Source organism: Fodinicola feengrottensis, from assembly GCF_039530045.1.
Taxonomy (GTDB): Bacteria; Actinomycetota; Actinomycetes; order Mycobacteriales; family HKI-0501; genus Fodinicola; species Fodinicola feengrottensis.
The window spans coordinates 107189-128948 of sequence record NZ_BAAANY010000038.1; the positions used below are offsets into that span (position 1 = coordinate 107189).

The 21760-nt window shown below is 67.0% G+C and carries 24 protein-coding genes; 16 read left to right on the forward strand and 8 right to left on the reverse strand.

Annotated elements, in window-relative coordinates:
* Positions 1 to 91 precede the first annotated feature (91 nt).
* On the reverse strand, positions 92 to 892 hold the full coding sequence (locus tag ABD301_RS36105) for an MBL fold metallo-hydrolase (RefSeq protein WP_344314653.1): 801 nt from the start codon (positions 890 to 892) through the stop codon (positions 92 to 94).
* Between the two features lie 13 nt (positions 893 to 905).
* Entirely contained in the window at positions 906 to 1280 is a 375-nt protein-coding gene (locus tag ABD301_RS36110; protein WP_163568953.1) for a thioesterase family protein, read from the reverse strand.
* A gap of 257 nt (positions 1281 to 1537) precedes the next feature.
* On the opposite strand from ABD301_RS36110, the gene ABD301_RS36115 reads away from it, so the two are divergent.
* From ABD301_RS36115 to ABD301_RS36145, 7 genes are all read left to right on the forward strand, one after another.
* Positions 1538 to 2758 (forward strand): C40 family peptidase, encoded by a 1221-nt coding sequence (locus ABD301_RS36115; protein WP_344314655.1) that lies wholly within the window; start codon positions 1538 to 1540, stop codon positions 2756 to 2758.
* Between the two features lie 253 nt (positions 2759 to 3011).
* The gene (locus ABD301_RS36120) at positions 3012 to 4271 is read left to right on the forward strand and encodes an AAA family ATPase (RefSeq protein WP_425552014.1); all 1260 of its coding nucleotides are present in this window, start codon (positions 3012 to 3014) and stop codon (positions 4269 to 4271) included.
* A 149-nt stretch (positions 4272 to 4420) separates the two neighbouring features.
* Positions 4421 to 5302 (forward strand): DUF58 domain-containing protein, encoded by an 882-nt coding sequence (locus ABD301_RS36125; protein ID WP_163568971.1) that lies wholly within the window; start codon positions 4421 to 4423, stop codon positions 5300 to 5302.
* Positions 5299 to 6249: a VWA domain-containing protein gene (locus ABD301_RS36130; protein ID WP_344314659.1), complete on the forward strand. Its 951-nt coding sequence runs from the start codon at positions 5299 to 5301 to the stop codon at positions 6247 to 6249. The genes ABD301_RS36125 and ABD301_RS36130 overlap by 4 nt, the downstream gene beginning before the upstream one ends.
* 143 nt (positions 6250 to 6392) lie before the next feature.
* A complete protein-coding gene (fabG, locus tag ABD301_RS36135) occupies positions 6393 to 7097 on the forward strand; it encodes a beta-ketoacyl-ACP reductase (protein ID WP_163568951.1) in 705 nt (234 codons plus the stop codon).
* 32 nt (positions 7098 to 7129) lie between these two features.
* On the forward strand, positions 7130 to 7912 hold the full coding sequence (gene fabI / locus ABD301_RS36140) for an enoyl-ACP reductase FabI (RefSeq protein ID WP_163568950.1): 783 nt from the start codon (positions 7130 to 7132) through the stop codon (positions 7910 to 7912).
* A 194-nt stretch (positions 7913 to 8106) separates the two neighbouring features.
* The gene (locus ABD301_RS36145; protein ID WP_344314661.1) at positions 8107 to 9033 is read left to right on the forward strand and encodes an inositol monophosphatase family protein; all 927 of its coding nucleotides are present in this window, start codon (positions 8107 to 8109) and stop codon (positions 9031 to 9033) included.
* Positions 9034 to 9164: 131 nt separating this feature from the next.
* On the opposite strand, the gene ABD301_RS36150 is transcribed toward ABD301_RS36145, so the two are convergent.
* Positions 9165 to 9752, reverse strand: a complete 588-nt coding sequence (locus tag ABD301_RS36150; protein WP_344314662.1) for a GNAT family N-acetyltransferase — start codon at positions 9750 to 9752, stop codon at positions 9165 to 9167.
* 65 nt (positions 9753 to 9817) lie between these two features.
* Here ABD301_RS36150 and ABD301_RS36155 point away from each other — a divergent pair, with 65 nt between their 5' ends.
* Both ABD301_RS36155 and ABD301_RS36160 read left to right on the forward strand, forming a co-directional pair.
* The gene (locus ABD301_RS36155; RefSeq protein WP_344314663.1) at positions 9818 to 10846 is read left to right on the forward strand and encodes a ferrochelatase; all 1029 of its coding nucleotides are present in this window, start codon (positions 9818 to 9820) and stop codon (positions 10844 to 10846) included.
* Positions 10847 to 10929: 83 nt separating this feature from the next.
* Positions 10930 to 11331, forward strand: coding sequence for a hypothetical protein (locus ABD301_RS36160; RefSeq protein WP_344314664.1), 402 nt, complete (start codon positions 10930 to 10932; stop codon positions 11329 to 11331).
* Positions 11332 to 11430: 99 nt separating this feature from the next.
* On the opposite strand, the gene ABD301_RS36165 is transcribed toward ABD301_RS36160, so the two are convergent.
* Entirely contained in the window at positions 11431 to 12027 is a 597-nt protein-coding gene (locus tag ABD301_RS36165) for a Uma2 family endonuclease (protein ID WP_344314665.1), read from the reverse strand.
* Between the two features lie 38 nt (positions 12028 to 12065).
* A complete protein-coding gene (locus tag ABD301_RS36170) occupies positions 12066 to 12833 on the reverse strand; it encodes a hypothetical protein (RefSeq protein WP_279580653.1) in 768 nt (255 codons plus the stop codon).
* A 78-nt stretch (positions 12834 to 12911) separates the two neighbouring features.
* On the opposite strand from ABD301_RS36170, the gene ABD301_RS36175 reads away from it, so the two are divergent.
* The 4 genes from ABD301_RS36175 to ABD301_RS36190 are packed head-to-tail and all read left to right on the forward strand — an operon-like array spanning position 12912 to position 16081.
* A complete protein-coding gene (locus tag ABD301_RS36175) occupies positions 12912 to 13724 on the forward strand; it encodes a DUF3097 domain-containing protein (RefSeq protein ID WP_344314783.1) in 813 nt (270 codons plus the stop codon).
* Positions 13725 to 13771: 47 nt separating this feature from the next.
* A complete protein-coding gene (locus tag ABD301_RS36180) occupies positions 13772 to 14200 on the forward strand; it encodes an NfeD family protein (RefSeq protein ID WP_163568947.1) in 429 nt (142 codons plus the stop codon).
* On the forward strand, positions 14200 to 15267 hold the full coding sequence (locus tag ABD301_RS36185; RefSeq protein ID WP_344314666.1) for an SPFH domain-containing protein: 1068 nt from the start codon (positions 14200 to 14202) through the stop codon (positions 15265 to 15267). Before ABD301_RS36180 ends, ABD301_RS36185 begins: the two co-directional genes overlap by 1 nt.
* A 7-nt stretch (positions 15268 to 15274) precedes the next feature.
* A complete protein-coding gene (locus tag ABD301_RS36190; RefSeq protein WP_279580652.1) occupies positions 15275 to 16081 on the forward strand; it encodes a TrmH family RNA methyltransferase in 807 nt (268 codons plus the stop codon).
* Here the strand turns inward: ABD301_RS36190 and ABD301_RS36195 are convergent.
* A complete protein-coding gene (locus tag ABD301_RS36195; protein ID WP_344314667.1) occupies positions 16065 to 17486 on the reverse strand; it encodes an MFS transporter in 1422 nt (473 codons plus the stop codon). The two genes, ABD301_RS36190 and ABD301_RS36195, sit on opposite strands and share 17 nt — an antisense overlap.
* Positions 17487 to 17532: 46 nt before the next feature.
* Between ABD301_RS36195 and pdxR the strand changes: the two genes are divergently transcribed.
* The gene (gene pdxR, locus ABD301_RS36200) at positions 17533 to 18936 is read left to right on the forward strand and encodes a MocR-like pyridoxine biosynthesis transcription factor PdxR (protein WP_344314668.1); all 1404 of its coding nucleotides are present in this window, start codon (positions 17533 to 17535) and stop codon (positions 18934 to 18936) included.
* Here pdxR and ABD301_RS36205 read toward each other — a convergent pair.
* Positions 18923 to 19825 carry an aldose 1-epimerase family protein gene (locus tag ABD301_RS36205; protein WP_344314669.1) on the reverse strand — a complete coding sequence of 301 codons (903 nt, stop codon included), beginning with the start codon at positions 19823 to 19825 and terminating at the stop codon, positions 18923 to 18925. The genes pdxR and ABD301_RS36205 overlap by 14 nt on opposite strands.
* Positions 19826 to 19835: 10 nt before the next feature.
* On the reverse strand, positions 19836 to 20798 hold the full coding sequence (locus ABD301_RS36210) for a quinone oxidoreductase family protein (RefSeq protein ID WP_344314670.1): 963 nt from the start codon (positions 20796 to 20798) through the stop codon (positions 19836 to 19838).
* A gap of 100 nt (positions 20799 to 20898) precedes the next feature.
* Between ABD301_RS36210 and crcB the strand changes: the two genes are divergently transcribed.
* Complete coding sequence (gene crcB, locus ABD301_RS36215; RefSeq protein ID WP_344314671.1) at positions 20899 to 21342, forward strand: fluoride efflux transporter CrcB; 444 nt, start codon at positions 20899 to 20901, stop codon at positions 21340 to 21342.
* Positions 21339 to 21707 (forward strand): fluoride efflux transporter FluC, encoded by a 369-nt coding sequence (locus tag ABD301_RS36220; protein WP_344314672.1) that lies wholly within the window; start codon positions 21339 to 21341, stop codon positions 21705 to 21707. The genes crcB and ABD301_RS36220 overlap by 4 nt, the downstream gene beginning before the upstream one ends.
* Positions 21708 to 21760 lie beyond the last annotated feature (53 nt).

A 21760-nucleotide genomic window follows, 5' to 3' on the forward strand; every position in this document is an offset into this window, starting at 1 on the left:
GGTAGACCAACTAAGCAAGATCAACAACTTCGAGGCCGTGACGGGGTAGGTCCGACAGTCGAGACGCAAGATCGAGGTCAAGCTGGCAGTCCTACGGCAGCCGTCCGTCGAGGGCGGCATAGGCGCGGCGGATGGCGACCAAGGAATGGTCGGCATTGAAAGGCGATCGCGCCGCGAGTTCGGCAGGACTCCGATCGTCCCCGTAGCCCTCGCGACATAGCCACTCGAGGGCGGCTAGCTCGGAGTGTTGGCGGTGCAGGAAGGAGAGGTCGACGACGGCGCCGTGGCCGGGAATGAGCTGCCAGGAGCCGGAAAGACGGCTGCCGAGGGCGGCCAGAGTGGCGGGCCATTCCAGCGGCCAGGCGTCGCCGAAGGAGGGCGGGGCGCCCTGTTCCAGGAGGTCGCCGCAGACAGCGACGTGGGCGTCCGGGATAAGGGCGACGAGATCGTGGTCGGTGTGGCCGCGGCCAAGGTAGGCGAGGGTGACTTCGCGGCCGCCCAGGTCGAGGGTGCGTTCGGTGGGGACGGCGTCGGTGGGCGGGATGGGCTCCACGCCGGCGAGTTCGTCGGCGAAGCCAGCGCCGGCGTGGCCGTAGTCGCTGATGGCCGCGGCGACCGGTTGGGCGGTGATGTCCCAGCGCCGGTGGGCCCAGATGTGGTCGGCGGCGAAGACCTCGTTGCCGTACCAGTGGTCGAAGTGGAAGTGCGTGTTGACCAGCTGCAGGGGCGCGGTGGTGGTTTCCCGTACGGCAGAGGCGAGCCGGGTGGCCTGGGCGGGGCTGGAGAGCGTGTCGATCACCAGCGCGGCGGTGTCGCCGACGACGACGGTGGCATTGACGTCCAGCACGGGTTCGCGCCAGACGTAGAGGCGCTCAGCGATCTCTTCCAGCATGGAAGGCAGTGTCTCAGGCTCGCCGAAGAAACCAGTCGCGATCGACGATGACGCGCTCGATGAGGCCCTCGGCGACGGTGCGGTCACCGTCCCGGACGGTGACGTTGAAGCGGAGCGTACGGCCGTCGACCTCGGTCAGTGCGGCGATCGCCTCGACCCGCCGGCCGACCGGCGACGGGGCCCGATGCCGCAGCGACACCTGTGTCCCGACCGAGGTCTGGCCTTCTTCGAGATGGCCGTCGAGGGCGGCGATCGCGGCCGCTTCGGCCAGCGCGACCACACGGGGAGTGGCCAGGGTGGGCACGTCGCCGGAGCCGGTGGTCAGCGCGCTGTCGTCGTCGGAGACGACGATGCTCTGCTGGCCGGACAAGCCGACGTACGGACCCATGAGGCCACAGCCTACTTAGTTGTCCGACAGTTGCCAGGCGACCCGTCGGGTGCTGGCCGACCTGCTGGAATCCGTTCAGCGGAACATCATGAAACGCCTGTTTTGCGAAGATATGGCGCAGCTTTTACCACACCGTCGGAGGTCGACACGCGCCGACACGCGCGAGAAAAATCGGACATTGTGTCGAATATGGGACTTAGATTGTCTCTTTGGTCGGATATGTGGTCTCCTGTCAACCACTGTGACAGGAGGTGTCTATGCGAGAGAACAGTAGACGAGTGCTGGTTGTGGCACTTGGGGTCTCTCTCCTCGGACTCTTCAGCGGGTTGCTTCCCTCGGTGGCGTCAGCCGCCCCCACCCCGCCGAACCCGACCAACCAGCAGCTCGACGCCAGCAGACAGCAGGTCGCGGCCGCGTCCGCCCAGGTCGGGGTGATCAACGGCAAGCTGGCAGCCGCCCAGTCGGCGCTCGCGGCAGCGCAGGTGCAGACCGAGGCCGCGATTGAGGCGTACGACACCGCTGTCTATGAGCAAGGCGTCGCCCAGAAGGCGTACACGACGGCCGCGGCGGCCCTGAAGGCTGCCCAGGCGGTGGTCGCCGCGCAGCGCACCCAGATCGACCATCTGGTGGCGGCGACCTACATGACCGGCGGTACGGACACCGCGGCGCTGCTGATGACCGGTGGAAACCCGGCCACCTACGGGCACGAGCTGGCGGTCCTCAACATCGTCAGCGGCGACCAGTCCAGCGCGCTGGCGAAGATGCAGCAGGCCCAGGGCCGGCAGCAGGAGTCCGCCAACGCGGCCACCGTCGCGCTGCGGGCCAGCCAGGCGGCCGCCAGCAAGGCCGCCGCGGCCAAGGCGGCTGCCATCGCCGCCATCGGTCAGCGCCAGCACCAGCAGGCCGCCATCCAGGCCCAACAGGCCACCCTCAACCAACAGCTGGTGGCCGCCCAGCGTACGGCCGGCCTGCTCAATCAGGCCCGTGCGGCGGCTAACGCGCGCGCTGCCGCCGCGGCAGCAGCTGCTGCGGCAGCGGCGGACAACGACAGCCCGCCGTCTCGCGGTGGAGGCGGTGGCGGTGGCGGTGGCGGCTACTCGGGCAACATCGGCGGCGCTCGCGGCACCATCGTCTCGGCGGCGATGAGCCAGCTCGGCATGCCGTACGTGTGGGCCGCGGCGAGCCCGCGGGTCGGGTTCGACTGCTCGGGCCTCTCCCTCTGGGCGTACGCGAAGGTCGGCATCTACCTGCCGCACTCCGCGCACCTGCAGTACAGCCTCGGCACCCCGATCTCGCGGAGCCAGCTGCAGCCCGGCGACCTGGTCTTCTGGTCGTACGGATCGAGCTGGACGACCATTCACCACGTGGCGATCTGGGCCGGCAACGGCAGGATCATCGAGGCCGCCGACTTCGGCATCCCGGTGCACCGGCGGACCATGTACTGGGGCGGCTACTTCGGCGCGGTAAGACTCCTCTAAGAACTCGGTTAACAGCCACGACCCATCGCGTTCGGGCTCCGGTCTTCTGGCCGGGGCCCGAATGTCATGTCCCGGGGGATTTGGGCAGGTCAGCGGCCCGGTATCGGCCCCATCGGATTCCGATTGTCACAGTGTCGTCTGTTCACAGTCGACCGTACGAGCCGGCGGCTGGTCTGATATTCAGACAGGAGGCCCCAAAGGACCCACCCCGACGCCGGCCGCTCCCAGCCAAACGTGTCAGGCTTGACGCCACATGCACGATCGGGGCGAGACACTTCTTTCTGGAGGGCCGACGGTGACTGAGCAGCACACCCCAGCGCAGGACGCGACCGAGCTCGAGCGGGTGCTCTTCGAGATCAAGAAGGTCATCGTCGGGCAGGACCGGATGGTCGAGCGGATGCTGGTCTGCCTGCTCTCCCGGGGACACTGCCTGCTCGAGGGCGTCCCTGGAGTCGCCAAGACGCTCGCTGTGGAGACCCTGGCCCGGGTCGTCGGCGGCACCTTCACCCGCATCCAGTTCACCCCCGACCTGGTGCCCGCCGACATTCTCGGTACGCGCATCTACAAGGCGTCCAGCGAGGCGTTCGACGTCGAGCTCGGACCGGTGTTCGCGAACTTCCTGCTCGCCGACGAGATCAACCGGGCGCCCGCCAAGGTGCAGTCGGCGCTGCTGGAGGTGATGGCCGAGAAGCAGGTCTCGATCGGCGGCAAGACGCACAAGCTGCCGACCCCGTTCCTGACGCTGGCCACCCAGAACCCGATCGAGCAGGAGGGCGTCTACCCGCTGCCCGAGGCTCAGCGTGACCGGTTCCTGATGAAGATCGTGGTCGGCTACCCGACCGACATCGAGGAGCGGGAGATCGTCTACCGGATGGGCGTCCGGCCGCCGCAGCCCAAACAGATCATCGACCCGGAGTCCTTGCTGCGCCTGCAGGCCGCCGCCGACGAGGTCTTCGTGCATAACGCGTTGGTGGACTACGCCGTCCGGCTGGTCCTCGCGACCCGGGCGCCGGCCGAGCACGGCCTGTCCGAGATCGCGAACCTCATCTCGTACGGCGCGAGCCCGCGCGCCTCGCTCGGCCTGGTCGCGGCGACCCGCGCGCTGGCCCTGATGCGAGGACGGGACTACGCGCTGCCGCAGGACCTGCAGGACGTGGCGCCGGACATCCTCCGGCACCGGCTGGTGATGTCGTACGACGCGCTCGCCGACGGCGTGCCCGCTGAGTACGTCGTCGAGCGAGTGATGGCCAGTGTGCCGCTGCCGACGGTGGCCCCCCGACAGAGCGCCGCTCCGCGCCGGCCGGTGCCGGTGTCGGCCCTGCCAGGTCAGCCGGCCCTGCCAGGTCAGCCGGCACTGCCGCAGCGGCCGGGGCCACAGCCGACCCTGGGCGGGCCGCCGCCGGTGCCGCCAGCGCCCGGCGCGCATGCCCGGCCGACCTCCGGCCAGCCCACCACTTCGCTGAACAAGACCGCTGACGGCGGTTGGGCAGCGGACACCGAGCGGCCGGCGTGAGACGACTGCGCTCGGTCGGCGCTGGTCGGGCCGACCCGCCCGCGGTGCCTTCGGCGCGACCCGGAAGCCGCCCACAGGACGCGATTGGCGGTGGCCCGCCGCGGCTGGACGACGACCGCGCCGAGGTGGTGCTGCGCCGACTGCAGCTGATGGTCACCCGCAAGCTGGATGGCCTGCTGCAGGGCGACTACCTGGGCCTGTTGCCCGGTCCCGGCAGCGAGAACGGCGAGTCCCGGGAATACCGGCCAGGCGACGACGTGCGCCGGATGGACTGGGCGGTCACCGCTCGTACGACCGTGCCGCACGTCCGGCAGACCATCGCCGACCGCGAGCTGGAGACCTGGCTCTGCGTCGACCTGTCCGCGAGCCTGGACTTTGGCACCGCACGCTGCGAAAAGCGTGACCTCGCCATCGCCGGCGCGGCGGCCATCGCGCACCTGTCCGTACGAGGCGGCAACCGGCTGGGGGCGGTGGTCGTCAACGGCGAAGGGTCCGTAAGACTGCCGGCCCGGCCGGGACGGCAGGCCGCGCAGGGCCTCCTGCGGCGGATCGCCCAGGCGCCGCGGGCCAAGCCGGGGGAGCCGACCGACCTCGCCGGCGCCGTCGACATGCTCAACCGGCCGCCGCGACGGCGCGGCCAGGCCGTGGTGATCAGTGACTTCCTCACCCCGGACGCGGTCGACCCGGCCACCGAGCCGAGCTGGGAGCGACCGCTGCGCAAGCTCGCGGTCCGGCACAACGTGTTGGCCATCGAGGTCGTCGACCCGCGCGAACTGGAGCTGCCGGACGTGGGCGTGCTGACCGTTATCGACACCGAAACCGGGCGTACCCATGAGGTCCACACCGGTGACAAGCGTTTTCGGGAGAAGTACGCTGCAGCGGCACTTTCGCAGCGTGCGGCCATCGCGGCGGCCATCCGCCGGGCGGGGGCCGGGCACCTGCGGCTGCGTACCGACTCCGACTGGCTGGTCGACATCGTCCGCTTCGTCGCCGCGCAGCGTCGCGGCCAGACCCGTGGAATGACTCGATGATCCGTTTTCTCAGCCCGTGGTGGCTGTTGCTGGTGCTCGCCGTGTTGGCGCTCGTCGGCGGGTACGTGTGGATGCAACTGCGCCGCAAGACGTATGCGGTCCGCTTCAGCAACGTCTCGATGCTGGCCCGGATCGCCCCGAAGGCGCCGGGTTGGCGCCGGCACCTCGCCGCGACCGCGTTCCTGCTGTGCATGCTGGTGCTCTCGACCGGGATGGCGAAACCGTCCGCGGACGTAAGGGTGCCGCTGGAGCGGGCGACGATCATCCTCGCGCTGGACGTGTCGCTGTCGATGCAGGCCACCGACGTGACGCCGAACCGCATCGACGCCTCGAAGGCGGCCGCGAAGCTGTTCGTCAATGAGCTGCCGGACACGTACAACGTCGGCCTGGTGTCCTTCGCGAAGGCGGCTTCGGTGAAGGTGTCGCCCACCAAGGACCATCAGCAGATCATGGCCGGCATCGACGCTCTGCAGTTGCAGGAGTCGACCGCGATCGGTGAGGCCGTTTTCACTTCGCTGGACGCGATCGCGAGCGTGCCGGCTGACGGCGCGCAAGGCCCGCCACCGGCCCGGATCGTGCTGCTCTCGGACGGCTACACCACCTTCGGCCGGCCGAACGACCAGGCGGCCGCGGCCGCCAAGAAGGCCAAGGTGCCGGTGTCGACGATCGCGTTCGGCACCCAGGAAGGCACTGTCGAGCTGTCTGGCCGTCAGGTGCCCGTACCAGTTGATCAGGACGCGCTGCACAAGCTGGCCACCGACACCGGCGGCCAGTATTACGACGCGGTCAGTGCGGACGCTCTGAAGAAGGTCTACAACGACCTGGGCAGCTCGATTGGCTACCGCACCGAGTCCCGCGAGATCACCCAGTGGTTCGTCGGCATTGCCCTGCTCTTTGGCTTCGCCGGCGCCGTCATGTCCCTCATCTGGACGCAGCGTCTGCCCTAACCGCACGGAGTCGGCGAGGGGACAAGGGGCGGATCGACAAGGTGGACGGCGCAGGTTTGTAAATCCCCTGACCATGGGGCGCGGGGCGTACGGATAGCCTGGCAGGTGGACTGAGCTGGGATGTACGTACGAGTGGAGGCGCATTGAGCCGGACCGTCCTTGTCACCGGAGGCAACCGAGGCATCGGACTCGCGATCGCGCGGGCGTTCGCGGAGCGCGGCGACCAGGTCGCGGTGACGCACCGCGGCAGCGGCGCGCCCGACGGCCTGTTCGGCGTCCAGTGCGACGTGACCGACGCGGCTTCGGTCGACGCGGCCTTCACCGAGGTCGAGGAGAAGTTCGGGCCGGTCGAGGTGCTGGTGTCCAACGCCGGCATCACCGCGGACACGCTGCTGCTGCGGATGAGCGAGGACCAGTTCAGCTCGGTGCTGGACGCGAACCTCACCGGTGCCTACCGGGTAGCCAAGCGGGCGACCTCGAAGATGCTGCGCAAGCGCTGGGGCCGGCTGCTGTTCATCGGCTCGGTCGTTGGTCTGACGGGTGGACCTGGGCAGGCGAACTACGCCGCTTCCAAGGCCGGGCTGGTCGGGCTGGCCCGATCGCTGGCTCGCGAGCTGGGCAGCCGGAACATCACCGCGAACGTGATCGCGCCCGGGTTCATCGAGACCGACATGACCGCGGTGCTCGGCGACGACCGCAAGAAAGCCATTCTCGAGCAGATCCCGCTTGGCCGGATGGCGAGCGCCGCCGAGGTCGCCGAGGTGGTCACCTGGCTCGCCTCCGACTCGGCGAACTACGTCACCGGCGCGGTCATCCCGGTCGACGGCGGCCTCGGTATGGGTCACTAACTCTTCTTCACTGACAACGAAAGGTGTGGCCCGTGACGGGGTTGCTCGAAGGCAAGCGGCTGCTCGTGACCGGTGTGCTGACGGAGGCGTCGATCGCTTTCGCGGCGGCCCGGATCGCCCAGCAGGAGGGCGCCCAGGTGGTGCTTTCCAGCTTCGGTCGGGCGCTGAACATCACCCGCCGGATCGCCAGGCGGCTGCCCACCGAGGCGCCGGTGATCGAGTTGGACGTGACGAGCGACGAGGACTACGCGGCGCTGGAAGGGCGCCTGCGTGAGCATGTCGACGGCCTCGACGGCGTCGTACACTCCGTGGCTTTCGCCCCGCAGAACGCCATGGGCGATGGCTTCGTTGACGTGCCGTGGGCCGATGTTGGCCCGGCCGTGCAGATTTCGGCCTGGTCGTACGCCGCCGTGACCCGCGCCTGCCTGCCGCTGTTCGGCGAGAAAGCCGCCGTGGTGGGGCTGGACTTCGACGCTACCAAGGCCTGGCCGGTGTACGGCTGGATGGGCGTGTCGAAGGCCGCCCTTGAGTCGACGAACCGCTATTTGGCTCGCGATCTCGGGCCTCGGGGCGTACGGGTGAACCTGGTCGCCGCTGGCCCGCTTCGTACCATGGCGATGCGGTCGATCCCGGGTTCGGAGCAGTTCGAGACCCTCTGGGAGACCGGCGCCCCGCTGGGCTGGAGCCTCACCGACACCGAGCCGGCTGGTAAGGCGATCGTGGCGCTGCTGTCCGACTGGTTCCCGGCCACCACCGGCGAGATCGTGCACGTCGACGGCGGCTTCCACGCCGTCGGCGCGGAGCCGCCGAAGTAGCCGTCCTGGCCCCGGTCCACCCGAGGTCGTTCGACCAAAGGGCCTTCTATATCAGGAACCAAAAAGCCCAGAATTGAACGGGAGAACCGTGCCCATTGGCTGCGGCGAACTCGGGTGTCGTGGTCCCGATCTCGCGCGACCTTCCCCATTCGTCGGTCGAAGGTGCCCTCGCGAAACGAGGGGAAGGAATAGGCATGAGCGACTTCACGTTACCCGAGCTTGCCAATAGCGTCGTAGACATAGTCAAGGCAATCATCGCAGATATCCGGCCTCGGCTGATCGAGTCCGCAGTCACGGGCAAACACGGCGAGAAAGACAACCTGCGGCACGACGATAATTTTCTGTCGGAGTTCGATATTCGGTTGCATAAACTCTATCGAAGCATGCTCGAGGAACGGCTGCCCGAGTTTATCTATGCATCGGAGGAGGCCGACCCGGAGGTCGTCGGCAGCAATCCGGATCCAGATCTGTTGGTCTTAATTGATCCGCTTGACACGAGCGAACTTGCGGTTCGCGCACTGCAAGGATACACGCACATAATGGTGTACTCGCGAAAACTTGCCAGGCCGTTAGTTGCGGTTGTTGGTGACATTTTCCATCACGTTCAATTGTACGTAGCCGCTCGAGATGTAGGCGGGGAAGATCACGCATGTATAGTCATGGCTGGAATGGACCCCATTCCAATGAATGTCCATCCGCTATTAGACGTGCCCTCAGCACTAGTGACCAACTATCTCATGCGACCTTTGGAAAGGTTTTTGCCACTGGCGACGCAGCGCCGCCTTATGGAAAGGCTAAGCGAGACGTCAGGCGACGGTAAGAGTCGTGGACGCATTGGTGTTGACTTCGGTTCCATCAGTCTCTGCCACGTCGCAGCCGGATTCACGGACGCTACGATCGAATTCGCGAAAGGGTTCGCCGTCTGGGATCTCTATCCAGGTCACTATATATTGCACGCCGCTGGAGGGGTCGTCATCGATCTGACGGGCCAGGCGATCCCGCTTAATTATCGTCTCGAGTCGCCTGGAGACGTTGCCGCCGCCATGGATCGGCGCCAAAAATTCATCGCCGCCAGCACGCCAGACCTAGCGAGCGACCTCCTGCACCTCCTCGACATCTGAGGGTGCGGCGTTATCCATCGTCGAGCATCGCGCGTACAAGTTCGGCTGCCTTCCCCAGGATGTTGGAGACCGACCCGAGTCGGTAGATCCTGGCCAGACGCACGCGATGAGGCATTGCGGCCGCTTGGCCGTCAGCGGGCGTGCCACATCTGGCGGGTCATTTCGTACTCGACCTCACCGTGGTCCGCGCCGGGCAGGGGCTCGTCCCAGTCAGGGAAATACGTACGCACATAGCGCATTCCGATGCGTTCCATCACGCCACGGGCCCCAGCGTTGGTGGCCATGGTCTGGGCGATTACCCGGTTTTGCCCGATGGTGTCGAAGGCGTGCTGCAACAGAACCAGGGACGCTTCGCTGGCCAGGCCCTGTCGCCAGAACCGCCGGGCGAGGCGGTAGCCCAGATCGCTGACGGTCGGGTCATCGGGCTGGTCGGGGCCGTGCGCCGGCGGCAGCATGAACAGCCCGACGAACTCGCCGTCATCCTCGCTGGCCGGCGGTGTCGAGCCACCGAACGCCATCCAGAACCCCAGGCCGTCCACCTTCTCCGTCAGGGCCATCCGCCGGCGGTGGGACGCGATGACCTCGTCCCTTGACCGCGGATGGCCGCCGAGGTAGCGGAGCACTTCCGGGTCGGAGTCGAGCTCGATCTCCAGTTCCAGGTGCCGGTCGGTCAGCGGGACCAGCAGCAGGCGGTCGGTACGCAGGATCGGTTGGGGCACCCGAAGACGATCGCAGATCGCGGTGCGGGCCGCGAGCGATTTCTACTGCGTGTAAAACTTGTGGGGTGACTGAGTCGTACGACGCGCTGCTGTTGCTGTCCTTCGGTGGCCCGGAAGGGCCGGACGACGTGATGCCGTTCCTACGGAATGTCGTCCGTGGCCGGGGAGTCCCAGACGAGCGGCTGGCCACGGTGGCCGAGCATTACCACCACTTCGGCGGGGTCTCGCCGATCAACGGGCAGAACCGCGAGTTGCTGGCCGCGATCCGCGCCGACTTCGCGGCCAACGGTCTGGAACTGCCGGTTTATTGGGGAAATCGAAACTGGAATCCCTACCTGGCCGACACCCTGCGGCAGATGCGAGAGGACGGCATTCGCCGGACGCTGGTTTTCGTCACGTCGGCCTATTGCTCGTACTCCAGTTGCCAGCAATACAAGGAAGATCTTGCCAAAGCGCATGCCGAGATCGGGCCGGGTGGACCGGAAACCGTGGTGCTGCGCCGATTTTTCAATCACCCCGGTTTCATCGAGCCGCACGTGGACGCCGTACGAGGTGCGTACGCGTCACTTTTGCCAGCGCGGCGGGCGAAAGCGCGGCTGGTTTTCACCGCGCACAGCATCCCCAGCCGGATGGACGCGCAGGCCGGACCGGGTGGGCACCTCTATTCGCGGCAGTTGCGGGAGGCGGCCCGGCTGGTCGCCGAAGAGGCCGCGCCAAACGCCCAGTGGGATCTCGTGTGGCAGAGCCGCAGCGGGCCGCCGCACGTGCCATGGCTGGAGCCGGACGTGAACGACCACCTCCAGGCGATCGTCGCGGACGGCGTCACCGATGTGGTGATCAGCCCGATCGGTTTCGTGTCCGACCACCTTGAGGTGTTGTGGGACCTGGACAACGAGGCCAAGGACACCGCGTACAAACTCGGCCTGGGCTTCGCGCGAGCCGCCACTCCTGGAGTGGACCGGCGATTTGTCGAGATGGTCCGGGAGTTGGTTCTGGAGCGTACGAGCGGGAGTGAGCCTCGTGCGCTGGGCACCTTCGGCGCTGGGCCGGACGCGTGCACCGAATCGTGCACAGTGGCGCTACTTGGCCGCTGAGTTCCGTGACCAGGTGTGACATCTGCGGCGTAGATGCGTTCTCTGTGGCGATAAGGGAAATCGCCTGACAGAAGGGTCGCATCATGCGTACTCGAGTCTTCCGTTCTACCGCACGTGCGGCGGTTGCCGCGACAATTGTTGGATTCGCCCTGTTGCTGGCTCCGGCGGCCTCGGTGGCAGCGCCGATCAATGCCAGTCAGGTGGCGACCAAGGACGTCAGCCCGAATATCTACGAAGCACCCTGTGACCAGGTTTCGGTGACCTTCCAGGTGCTTTCCGGTGGTAGCAAATGCTATGCGCTGGCCGGCTCGATAGGGACGGACTTCGTCTCCTATCGCATGTACGGCGGCGCGTTCTACGGCTACTTCTCGGTCAACACTCCGAACGGCTGCTACGTCATCAATTTCGCGCCGGATCAGCAGGTCGACATCCCGGACGGCTACGGCGTGGTCACCAGTGTCGTGATCACCAGAGGTGACTGGTAACCACGATTGACGTTTAGCACCTTGAAACCGGCGTTTCGCTCGTTTTTACCGATACAAGATGACGAAAACGTCATCTTGTATCGATAAATTATCAAACGGTCAGCGCCGACCCAGCGACGTCACATTAATCCGAAGCGGTGCCGGCGTGTCCGTGCTGAATACACCGCCGACCATGTCGTTGGTCAGCTGGTACGCACGATCGAACAGCTCGTACGTCCGCACAGACAACGGCGTGGTCAGATCGAACAGCCAATACCGGGGGATGCCGGCCTCGGCGTACTCGACCAATTTGGTGACGCGATCGGCGCAGCGCGAACCGGACGAGATGACCTCGACGGCGACGACGACCTGGTCCGCTGGTAGTCGAGGCGGATTCGTATCAAGAATCTCCGATGACGTGATCACCACGTCCGGGGCGCGGACGGTGGGTGGATGGGTCGCGTCGACGATGACCTCGACTTCGGGGATCGCCACCCATTCGACCGGCAGTTGACTGTTCAGCACTGCGGCCAGTTGGTGTCTGACGAATTGATGTCGCGGGGTTGCTTTGGGCGCCACGACAAGCATTCCGTCAACCAGCTCGACATGGCGGCTGGTGTCCTCAGGCAGCGCGTCCCACTCAGTGAGAGTCAGCAGATGGTTCGGCCACGCGACCATCACTGACATCCCGTCTTCGAGTTCTTGGTGCTTTCGCAAGGGAAGCGACACTACCAGGCCCACCTGGCCGGATGCGGTCAGCGAATGGGGGAGTTGTACGCGGCCAGTCGTGCCTGCCGGGCGGCGGCGGCGAGTGGCCGAAGCGCCTGGGCCCGCAGGTTGGCCTCTTGGGTGCTGGTCGCGCCGCCGTCGTCCTCGCCGGCCAGATCGACGATCCCGGCGACCAGTTCGGCCCGATGCAGGACACGCTCCGCGCGTGGCGAGTAGCCCGGCGGCAGCTCATGCGAGCGGCCGGCCTTTCGGAGGTCCATAAGGGCGTCGGCGAGCTCCGGCCGCCAGCGGGCCACGTCGAGGTCGACCAGCAGGTCGGTGGTCTGCAGGAGGGCTTGGGCGAGCTGCATTTCGGCTTCCCCGACCGTGCAGAAATCGTCCACCAGCGGCAGCGGGTTGAGCGGGTCGAAAACGATCGGGTGGCAGCGCCACACCACGGTCTCCCACTGCACCCCGGACCCCGACTCGCGCGAGGTCACCTCCGGGATCAGCCCGAACTCCGGGCAGCGAACCACCTCGCCGACCGCGAGGCCTGCCCGGGCCAGCCCGGAGGAGGCCGGCAGGCCACGCGGGTCACCGGGCACCGGCATCACCAGCCGGATGCTGTCCGGCGAGATCCGGGACAGCTCTTTGAGGGCATAGGGCAGCGGCACGGCGTGTGCCGCGCCGGGAAGGTCGGCGACCTCGTGCTCGCCGTCCTCGCCAAGCACTGCCGACACCACGTCGTCGTACGGCACCAGTCCGGTGCGCCACGACCGTAACCAGGCCACCATCCGGCCGGACCGAAGACTCACGTCATCAAGCGTAAGCAATGACGGCGCGTCAGCGTCGCTCCCGTCACCAGAATCGTTAGCGTGATTTCCGTGCGCAGCATGGATTACGGACCGGACATTATGGGCAAAGACCCCAAGGACCCGCGCCGTCGACGGATCGAGACGGTTCCGGCGGAGCGTGACCTGGTCGTCGAGGAGGCTGAGTCGGGCTTCTGCGGGGCCGTCATCTCCTGCCTCTCGGACCAGGTCGTGCTGGAGGACCGGCGCGGCAACCAGCGGATTTTCCCCTTGCTGCCAGCGAGTTTTCTGCTCGAGGGCAAGCTGGTGACACTCCAGCGGCCGGTACGTGAAGTGGCCGCGCCGCAGCCTCGGCGGACCGCGTCCGGATCGGTCGCGGTGCCGAACGCGCCGGCCCGGGTGGCACGGGCCGGCCGGATCTATGTCGAGGGCGTGCACGACGCGCAGCTGGTCGAGCAGGTCTGGGGCGACGACCTGCGGGTCGAGGGCGTGGTCGTCGAGCCGCTGCACGGCGTCGACGACCTGCCCGCGGTGGTGGCCGACTTCGGCCCCGGCAAGGGCCGGCGGCTCGGCGTACTGGTCGACCATCTGGTGGCCGGCAGCAAGGAAAGTCGCATCGTGGCCGAGCTGCGCAACCCGTACGTGCTGGTCACCGGCCATCCGTACGTGGACATCTGGGAGGCCGTGAAGCCCGCCTCGGTGGGCATCCGGGCCTGGCCGAAGGTGCCCCGTGGCCAGGACTGGAAAGAGGGCGTCTGCGCCGCGCTGGGCGTTTCGGACGTGCACGAGATGTGGCGCCGGGTCCGCTCTTCGGTACGCGATTTCAACGATCTGGAGTGGGAACTGCTCGGTGCGGTCGAGCGGCTCGTCGACTTTGTTCTCACAGAGGACTGAAGCCATTTTGTAAGAGCACAGCCGGGCCTGCGGTGGGATGATGAACTATGGCCTGGTTGATTTGGCTCGTGCTCGCGGCGGGGTTGGCAGTCGTCGAGATTTTCTCGCTCGACTTCGTCTTCATCATGCTCGCGGCCGGTGCGCTGGCCGCCGCCGGTGGCGCGGCGCTCGGCGCTGGTTTGCCGATCCAGCTGGCGCTGTTCGTGGCGGTCGCGGGTCTCGCCCTGGTGCTGGTGCGCCCGATCGCGAAACGGCAGATCAGTCAGGGACCGACGCTCCGGCATGGCGCAGCGGCCCTGGTGGGGGAGACCGCTAAGGTGCTCCAGCGGGTGGGACCGGAGTCCGGACTGGTGAAAGTGGCCGGCCAGGAATGGACAGCACGTCCTTTCGACGCCACCCAGCAGATCGAGATCGGTGAGACCGTACACGTCCTGAAAATTCAGGGCGCCACAGCCTTGGTGTGGAAGGAACCGTAATGGACTCTATCCTGGGTCTTTTGCTTCTGCTTTTGGTCGGCATAGCCGTAATTTTTGTGGTGGTGTCGCTGCTCCGGTCGGTACGGGTCATCCCGCAGGCCAGGGCCGCCGTGGTCGAGCGCTTCGGCCGCTATCTGCGCACTTTGGAGCCGGGCCTCGCGTTGGTGCTGCCATTCGCGGACCGGGTACGCCCGCTGGTCGACCTTCGCGAGCGAGTGGTGTCTTTTCCGCCGCAGCCGGTGATCACCGAGGACAACCTGCTTGTCAACATCGACACCGTCATCTACTTCCAGGTGACGGACGCGAAAGACGCCACGTACGAGATCGAGAACTTCATTCAGGGCATCGAGCAGTTGACCGTCACCACCCTACGAAACGTGGTCGGCTCGATGAACCTGGAGCAGGCGCTGACCGGCCGCGACCACGTCAACGGCCAACTTCGGGCGGTCCTGGACGAAACAACGGGTCGCTGGGGCATTCGGGTCAATCGGGTGGAGCTGAAGGCGATCGAGCCGCCGGCGTCCATTCGGGACTCGATGGAGAAGCAGATGCGCGCCGAGCGGGACCGGCGAGCCGCGATCCTCACCGCGGAAGGTGTCAAGCAGTCCAAGATTCTGACCGCACAGGGTGAAAAAGAGGCCGCGATCCTGCGGGCGCAGGGTGACCGGGAGTCCCGGATCCTGCAAGCCGAGGGTCAGGCGCGGGCCATCGAGACGGTTTTCCAGGCGATTCATGACGGCCGGCCCGATCCTGAGCTGCTGGCGTACCAATATTTGCAGATGCTGCCGCAGATCGCCCAGGGAGACGCCAACAAACTGTGGATCGTGCCGTCCGAGCTGGGTCGTGCGCTGGAAGGTCTGGGCAATGTCGTCGGCAAGCTCGGCGACGCGGCGAGTCAGCCGGCGGCCGCGCAGCCGGCGGCGCCACGGCCACCGGCCCTGAAGGACTCCGACGCGTATGTGGAGCGTCCAGAGGTGGTGGCGGCGGAGAAGGCGGTCGCCGAGGCAGCCGCGAACGTGGGCGGTCCGGCGATGGGAAAAGCCGGTCCGAACGGCCAGCAGGACTGACGTAGGGGTGGCCTTCGAAACCCTGACCGATCCGGACGATCCGCGGCTGGCGGATTACCGCTGCCTCACCGATGTCGACCTACGGACGGCTTTCGAGCCGCCGCACGGACTCTTCATTGCCGAGGGCGAGTTGGTGCTGCGCCGGGCCGTACGAGCCGGATACCAGCTTCGGTCGATTCTGGTGGACAGCAAGCGAACCGACGCGGTGGCCGATCTCGGCGCGGTCACCGGTGCGCCGGTCTACGCCGCCGACCAGCAAGTTTTGCAGGCCACCACGGGTTTTCACGTACATCGCGGGTTGCTCGCCTCGGTGCACCGGCGGCCGTTGCCGGCGGTCGCCGACCTGCTGGCCACCGCTGGCCGGATAGCGGTCATGGAAGATGTCAACAACCACACCAATATCGGGGCGATCTTTCGATGTGCGGCTGCTTTGGACATCAACGCCGTCCTGTTGTCGCCGTCGTGCGCTGATCCGCTTTACCGCCGGAGCGTACGGGTAAGCATGGGCGAGGTCTTCGCCATCCCGTACGCCCGGCTGGACGACTGGCCCGGTGGGCTGAAAGTCGTGCGGGACGCTGGTTTCCGGGTGTTGGCGATGACTTTGGCGCCGGACGCGGTCGATCTGGACAAACTGAGCGCCGACGATCGCCGGCGACCGGCCCTGCTGCTCGGCGCGGAAGGCCCCGGGCTGACTGCTGCCGCGGTCGCGAATGCCGACGTGGCGGTGAAAATCCCGATGAGCGGCGGCGTCGACTCGCTGAATGTCGCCGCCGCCGCCGCGGTCGCTTTTTGGGAAATCAGCCGCGACCGCTGAGCGTGCGAACGCGGACGCCGCAGGCGAGCGTGGCGGCGGCGAGCGCGACGACCGGAATCCAGTAGGTGCCTTCCAGTGCGGTGGTCAGCCCACTGCTGGCGATCCGCAAGCCGGTGGGTACGTTGGCCAGCCTGATCTGCAGCCAGGCCGCGACCACCGCGCTGGTGAGTGAGTTTCCCAGCGCCCGCAGGGTGTTCATGGTGCCGGACGCGGCGCCGGCCAGCGCCGGGTCGATGTGCGCCATCGCCAGGGTGCCCGGCGGCGCGTACACAATGCCCATGCCCACACCGAAAACTGTCAGTGCCGCCACCAAACCCTGCCAGTTCGTCAACGCCAGCGGCAGACCGGCGAGTCCGGCCGTCATCAGCAGCAAGCCGCTGAGCAACGGAAGAAATCCGCCGTACCGATCGGTGAGCCAACCCGACAGCCACGCGAAAGGCAGCGAGATCATCGGCGCGACCGCGATGATCAGGCCGGCCTCAAAAGCGCTCAGGCCGGCCACTGACTGGAGATAGATCGCGGTGAGGAACACCATTGCGGTCACCGAGCAGGTCAACGCCGCGCCGACGGCGGACATGAGCGCGAAACCAGGGGATCGCAGGACGGCCAGCGGGACCAGCGGTTCGCGGTCTCGCCGCTGGAACTGTACGACCGCAAAAACCACGAAGATCCCGAGCCCCACCGCGATGATGGCTCCAATGGGCTCAGCCCATTGCCGCGGTTCGCCTTCGATCAGCCCGAAAACGACCAGTGACAGGGCCGCGGTCAGCAGGACCGTACCCAGCAGATCCAGGCGCGGCCGCCGGACGCTGACCAGATTCGGCAGCCAAACAAAGGAGAACGCGAAGGCAACTGCCGCCACTAGGCCAGCCGCGCCGTAAATCCAGCGCCATCCGAGCGTGGACACGACCAAGCCGCCCAGCATCGGTCCGGCCGCGACCGCGAGGCCGGCGACGACGCCCCAGACTCCGAAAACTCGACCGCGTCGCTCCGCTGGGAAAATCCGGGCGATCATCGCGATGGCCTGGGGGGTGACCAATGCGGCCCCGAGGCCCTGCACAGCCCGGCCGAAGACCAGCCAGCCGACATCGGGCGCCAGGAAGCCCAGCACTGAGCCTGCGGTGAAACTCGCCAGCCCCAGCAGCTGCAGCAGTTTCGGGCCGTACAGGTCGCCGAGCCGGCCCGAAACTGGCAGGAGTGAGACGAAAGCCAACAAATATGCGTTGACAATCCACAGACTTCCGGACAGCGACGCGCCGAGGGACTCCGTGGTGGGCTGAATGGCGACGTTGACCATGGTCGCGTTCGCGCCGACCACGAAAACGCCCATCAGCAACATGGTGACCGTGATCCACGGATTCCGGGTCGGGGCCGTGCTCGGTCGGGTTTGGACGATGACGTTCATGAATAGAGGGTGCGCGTCGAGTGGCACATCTTTAAGATCCACTCTTATGGAGGAGACTTGGTCCACTTTTCGGGAGTTACTGCTGCCGGCAGTGGACGGTACGCGACCGGGGCGTGGCTTGGAGCGTACGCTGCGTGACGAAATCCGGGCCGACCGTCTGCACGCCGGTACCCGGCTTCCGTCGTCGCGTGACATGGCTGGGCAGCTCGGAGTCGCGCGCGGCACGGTCTCGGCCGCATACGACCAGCTGGTCGCTGAAGGCTATTTGGTCGCTCAGCGAGGTTCCGGGACGCGCGTCGCACCGCCCACAGCGCCGGAGCGTACGGACGACTCAGCGCCGACGCCAACCGCGCGGCGCGGTTCGTGGCGCTACAACCTCGGCCCGGGCCTGCCGTCGCTGGCGGCCTTCCCGCGGTCGGCCTGGTTGGCGTCCGTCCGCGCCGGGATGGCCGAGCTGCCGGATGCTGGCCTTGGCTACCCGGACCCGGCCGGGCTGCCCGGACTGCGTGCTGAGCTGGCGAAATATCTTGGCCGCGTACGAGCCGTGGTAGCCGGCGCGGACGACGTGATCGTCACGCATGGCACCTTCGATGCGTTCGGCTTGCTGTTCCACAGCATGCGTACGCAAGGTCACCGCCACGTCGCGGTCGAGGATCCGGGTGGCCCGGATCTGGCCGAGTTGCTGAGATTTCACGGTCTGGCGCCAGTGCACGTGCCGGTCGACAACGACGGTCTGCGAGTTGATGCGCTGGCACGTACCAACTGTCGCGCGGTAGTTGTCACCGCGGCGCACCAATACCCGCTCGGAGTCGCGCTTAGTCCCGAACGCCGGCGTGGACTTCTCGAGTGGGCCGGTGCGGTCGACGGACTGGTCATCGAAGACGACTACGACGCGGAATATCGCTACGACCGCGCTGCTTTGGGCTCTGTGCAAGGAATCGACCCGGGTCGGGTCGCGTACGTCGGCACTGTCAGCAAGACCCTCGCGCCAGCGCTACGCCTGGGTTGGTTGGTCGCTCCGCCGGCATTGCGTGCCGAGGCGGTGATCGCGAAATGGTTCGGCAGCCGCGGGTGCGGCACCTTCGAGCAGGCCGGATTCGAACATTTCCTGCGTACCGGCGGATATGACCGGCATTTGCGCAGCACACGGCCAGAATACCGACGGCGCCGCGACGCTTTCCTCGCGGCGCTGGCGAAACACCTGCCGGACTGGGAGCCGATCGGGATCGACGCGGGCCTGCACCTGGTGATCAGGTTGCCGGCCTCGTACGCGGACGCGGAAGTGGCCGCGTTGCTGGAAAGTCGCCACCAGATTCACCTGGCGGCGCTCTCGTCGTACACATCTGGCGAACCGCTTTTCCCAGGCGTGGTCACCGGTTTCGCCGCGCTGAGGCCGGATCGCTTCGACGAAGCGATCGCGGCCGTTGCCGCGGCGGTTAAAGCGGCGTGATGCCCCAGTTGCCGGTCCAGCGGTCGCCTGGCGCCAGAACGACGAGCCCGTCACCGGAGTTGAATGCGTTGGCAGGGCAGCTCATCGGCTCGATGGCGACCGAGGCGGGATGGTCTCCGAGCGCGTCCGGGGTGAAGAGCTGGATCCAGTCGAAGGCCGGGCCGAACCAGATTTTGGCTCCGCCTCCGGGATGTTTGACGCCGCCGACAGCTCGTCCGTCGGAATCTCTTTCCAGCGCGGCCAACCCGAGATCGAGGCCGACCTCGGTCAGCGGCCGGCCGGTACGCAGATCGTCCGGAGTCCCGTCGACCGGCTGGGTGCCGGTCGGGATTTTGTTGTCATCGACCAGAACCCTGAGCTTCGCCGGCACTCGTACGGTCACGTCCGCCCGGTCGGCGCCGTTGATGGACAAGTACGGATGAACGCCCAACCCGAAGGGTGCCACCTTGTCGCCGACGTTGACGGCCTCGTGCTCGGCCCGCAGGCCATCGGCGTCCAGCGTCCACGTGGTGCGTACGTCCAGCTGGAACGGATAGCCACCCTGCGGCGGCACGGTCCACGCCAGCGTCACCGAATTTTCGTTCTGCGAAAGACAGGTCCACCGCGACCAGCGGCCGAGGCCGTGGTTCGCGTTGTGCAATGCCGGCTCACTGATCGCGGCCTGATGCAGCTGTTCCATAAAGATGTAAGAGCCGCCGGCCAACCGGTTCGGCCACGGCACGAGAACTGCGCCCGCGGCACGTGGTGACAGCGCGTTTTCTGGGTAGCCGGCGACAATGTCCCGGCCGGCGGCGGTGTACGTCCGTAAACCGCCGCCGACTTCGACGATGACCGCCTCGGCGTCGCCGTACTTCAGGACAAACTGCTTACCCGACAGTGGTTCGCTCACGCTGACCACATTAGACGGTCAGGAGGAGCTTTCCGGTGGTGTGGCGGCCTTGCAGGTCTTTGTGCGCCTGACCGGCGTCGGCCAGGTCGTAACGGTGGCCGATCCGGATGGTCAGGGAGCCGTCGGCGATCCAGCTCATCAGCTCGTTCGTACGGGACAGCAGCTCAGCGCGGTCGCGGGTGTAATGCGGCAGCGATGGCCGGGTGAGGAAGAGACCCCCGCCGCTGTTCAGCCGCTGCGGGTCCAGTGGTGGAACCTGGCCGCTCGCGCCGCCGTAGAGCACCATGTAGCCGCGGATCGCCAGCGCGGACAGGCTCTCGTCGAAGGTTGTCTTGCCGACACCGTCGTAGACCGCCGCGACGCCTTTGCCCTCGGTCAGTTCCTTGGCTTTAGCGGCGAAATCCTCATATGTGGCGACCTCGTCGGCGCCGGCGCCGCGGGCCAGCTCGGCCTTCTCTGGAGTCGAGGTGGTGGCCAGTACGTGCCCGCCGCGCTTCTTGATGATCTCGGTGAGCAATAGCCCGACGCCGCCAGCGCCAGCGTGCACGACCGCCCAGTCGCCCTGCTGGATCGGGTACGTCGAGGTGGCGAGGTAATGCGCGGTGAGGCCTTGCAGCATGACCGCCGCCGCGTTCTCCGCACTGACCCCGGCTGGCACCGGCACGGCTTCGGCGGCCGGCACGGCGACCTGCTCCGCGTAGCTGCCGGCGGCTTGTTTCCAGGCCACCGTGTCCCCGACGGCGAAGCCGGACACCTCCGCGCCGACCTGCAGCACCTCACCGGCGCCTTCCAGACCGAGCGTGAACGGCGTCGGGATCGGGTAGATGCCGTCCCGTTGGTACGTGTCGATGTAGTTCACTCCGGCCGCCGCGGTGCGTACCAACAGCTGGTCCGGCCCGATCGTCGGCGGATCGAGGTCGACCACGGTCAAAACGTCGGCTCCACCGTGCTCAGGCACCCGCACTGCACGCATCTTCTGGCTCCTCCTCGATAATCGTCTCGCCAGGGCAAACACTACGACGGCCGGCGGTGTTCCGCCGCCGCGGTGCCTTACGGTGAGCATGGGAGGGTGCGTGCAGGAAGAACCCATCGATCCGGACGTCGACCTCAAAGTGCGGACCCGCCAAGGTCCGATCTTGCTGGCGATCGCCGCGGGTGGGGTAGTCGGCGCCGAGGCCCGCTATCTGCTGTCGGTCGCACTGCCGCACCAACCAACGGGCTTCCCGCTGGCCACCTTCATCATCAACGCGCTCGGCTGCCTGCTCATCGGAGTTCTGATGGTGGTTGTCACCGAAGCCTTCACGGTCAATCGGCTCGTACGACCGTTCCTGGGCGTCGGCGTGCTCGGCGGCTTCACCACCTTTTCCACGTACGCCTCGGATGTCGTGGCGCTCGCCGATCATGCCGCGGTCGGGGTGGCGGTGGCCTACCTGGTGACGACGCCGCTGGTAGCGGTGGCGGCCGCGTGGTGCGGTGTCGCGGTGACCCGCCGGGTGTTCGGGAAGTCTGCCGGATGACGGGCTGGAATTTGTTGCTGGTAGCCGTCGGCGCGTCCGTCGGTGCACCGCTGCGCTATCTCACCGACCGGTTCGTGCGGAGCCGGCATCCGTCGCTGTTTCCGTGGGGGACGCTGACGGTCAACGCGGTGGCGTCGTTCGTGCTCGGCGTGCTGGCCGGCGCGGCTCTGTCCGGTCCGGTGTTCGTGCTGGTGGGGACCGGTTTCTGTGGGGCGCTGAGCACGTACAGCACCTTCAGCTACGAGACCGTGCGGCTGTACGAGAAGCGGGCGAGCGGGCTCGCGCTGCTGAACGTCGGCGGCAGCATCTTCGCGGGAGTGATCGCGGTGGTGCTCGGGATGCTGCTGGGTGGGCTGCTGCGCTGAGGCGTTGTTCACGTCACTTACCTAACGATCGCTAAACGCGATACTGTGCGCTC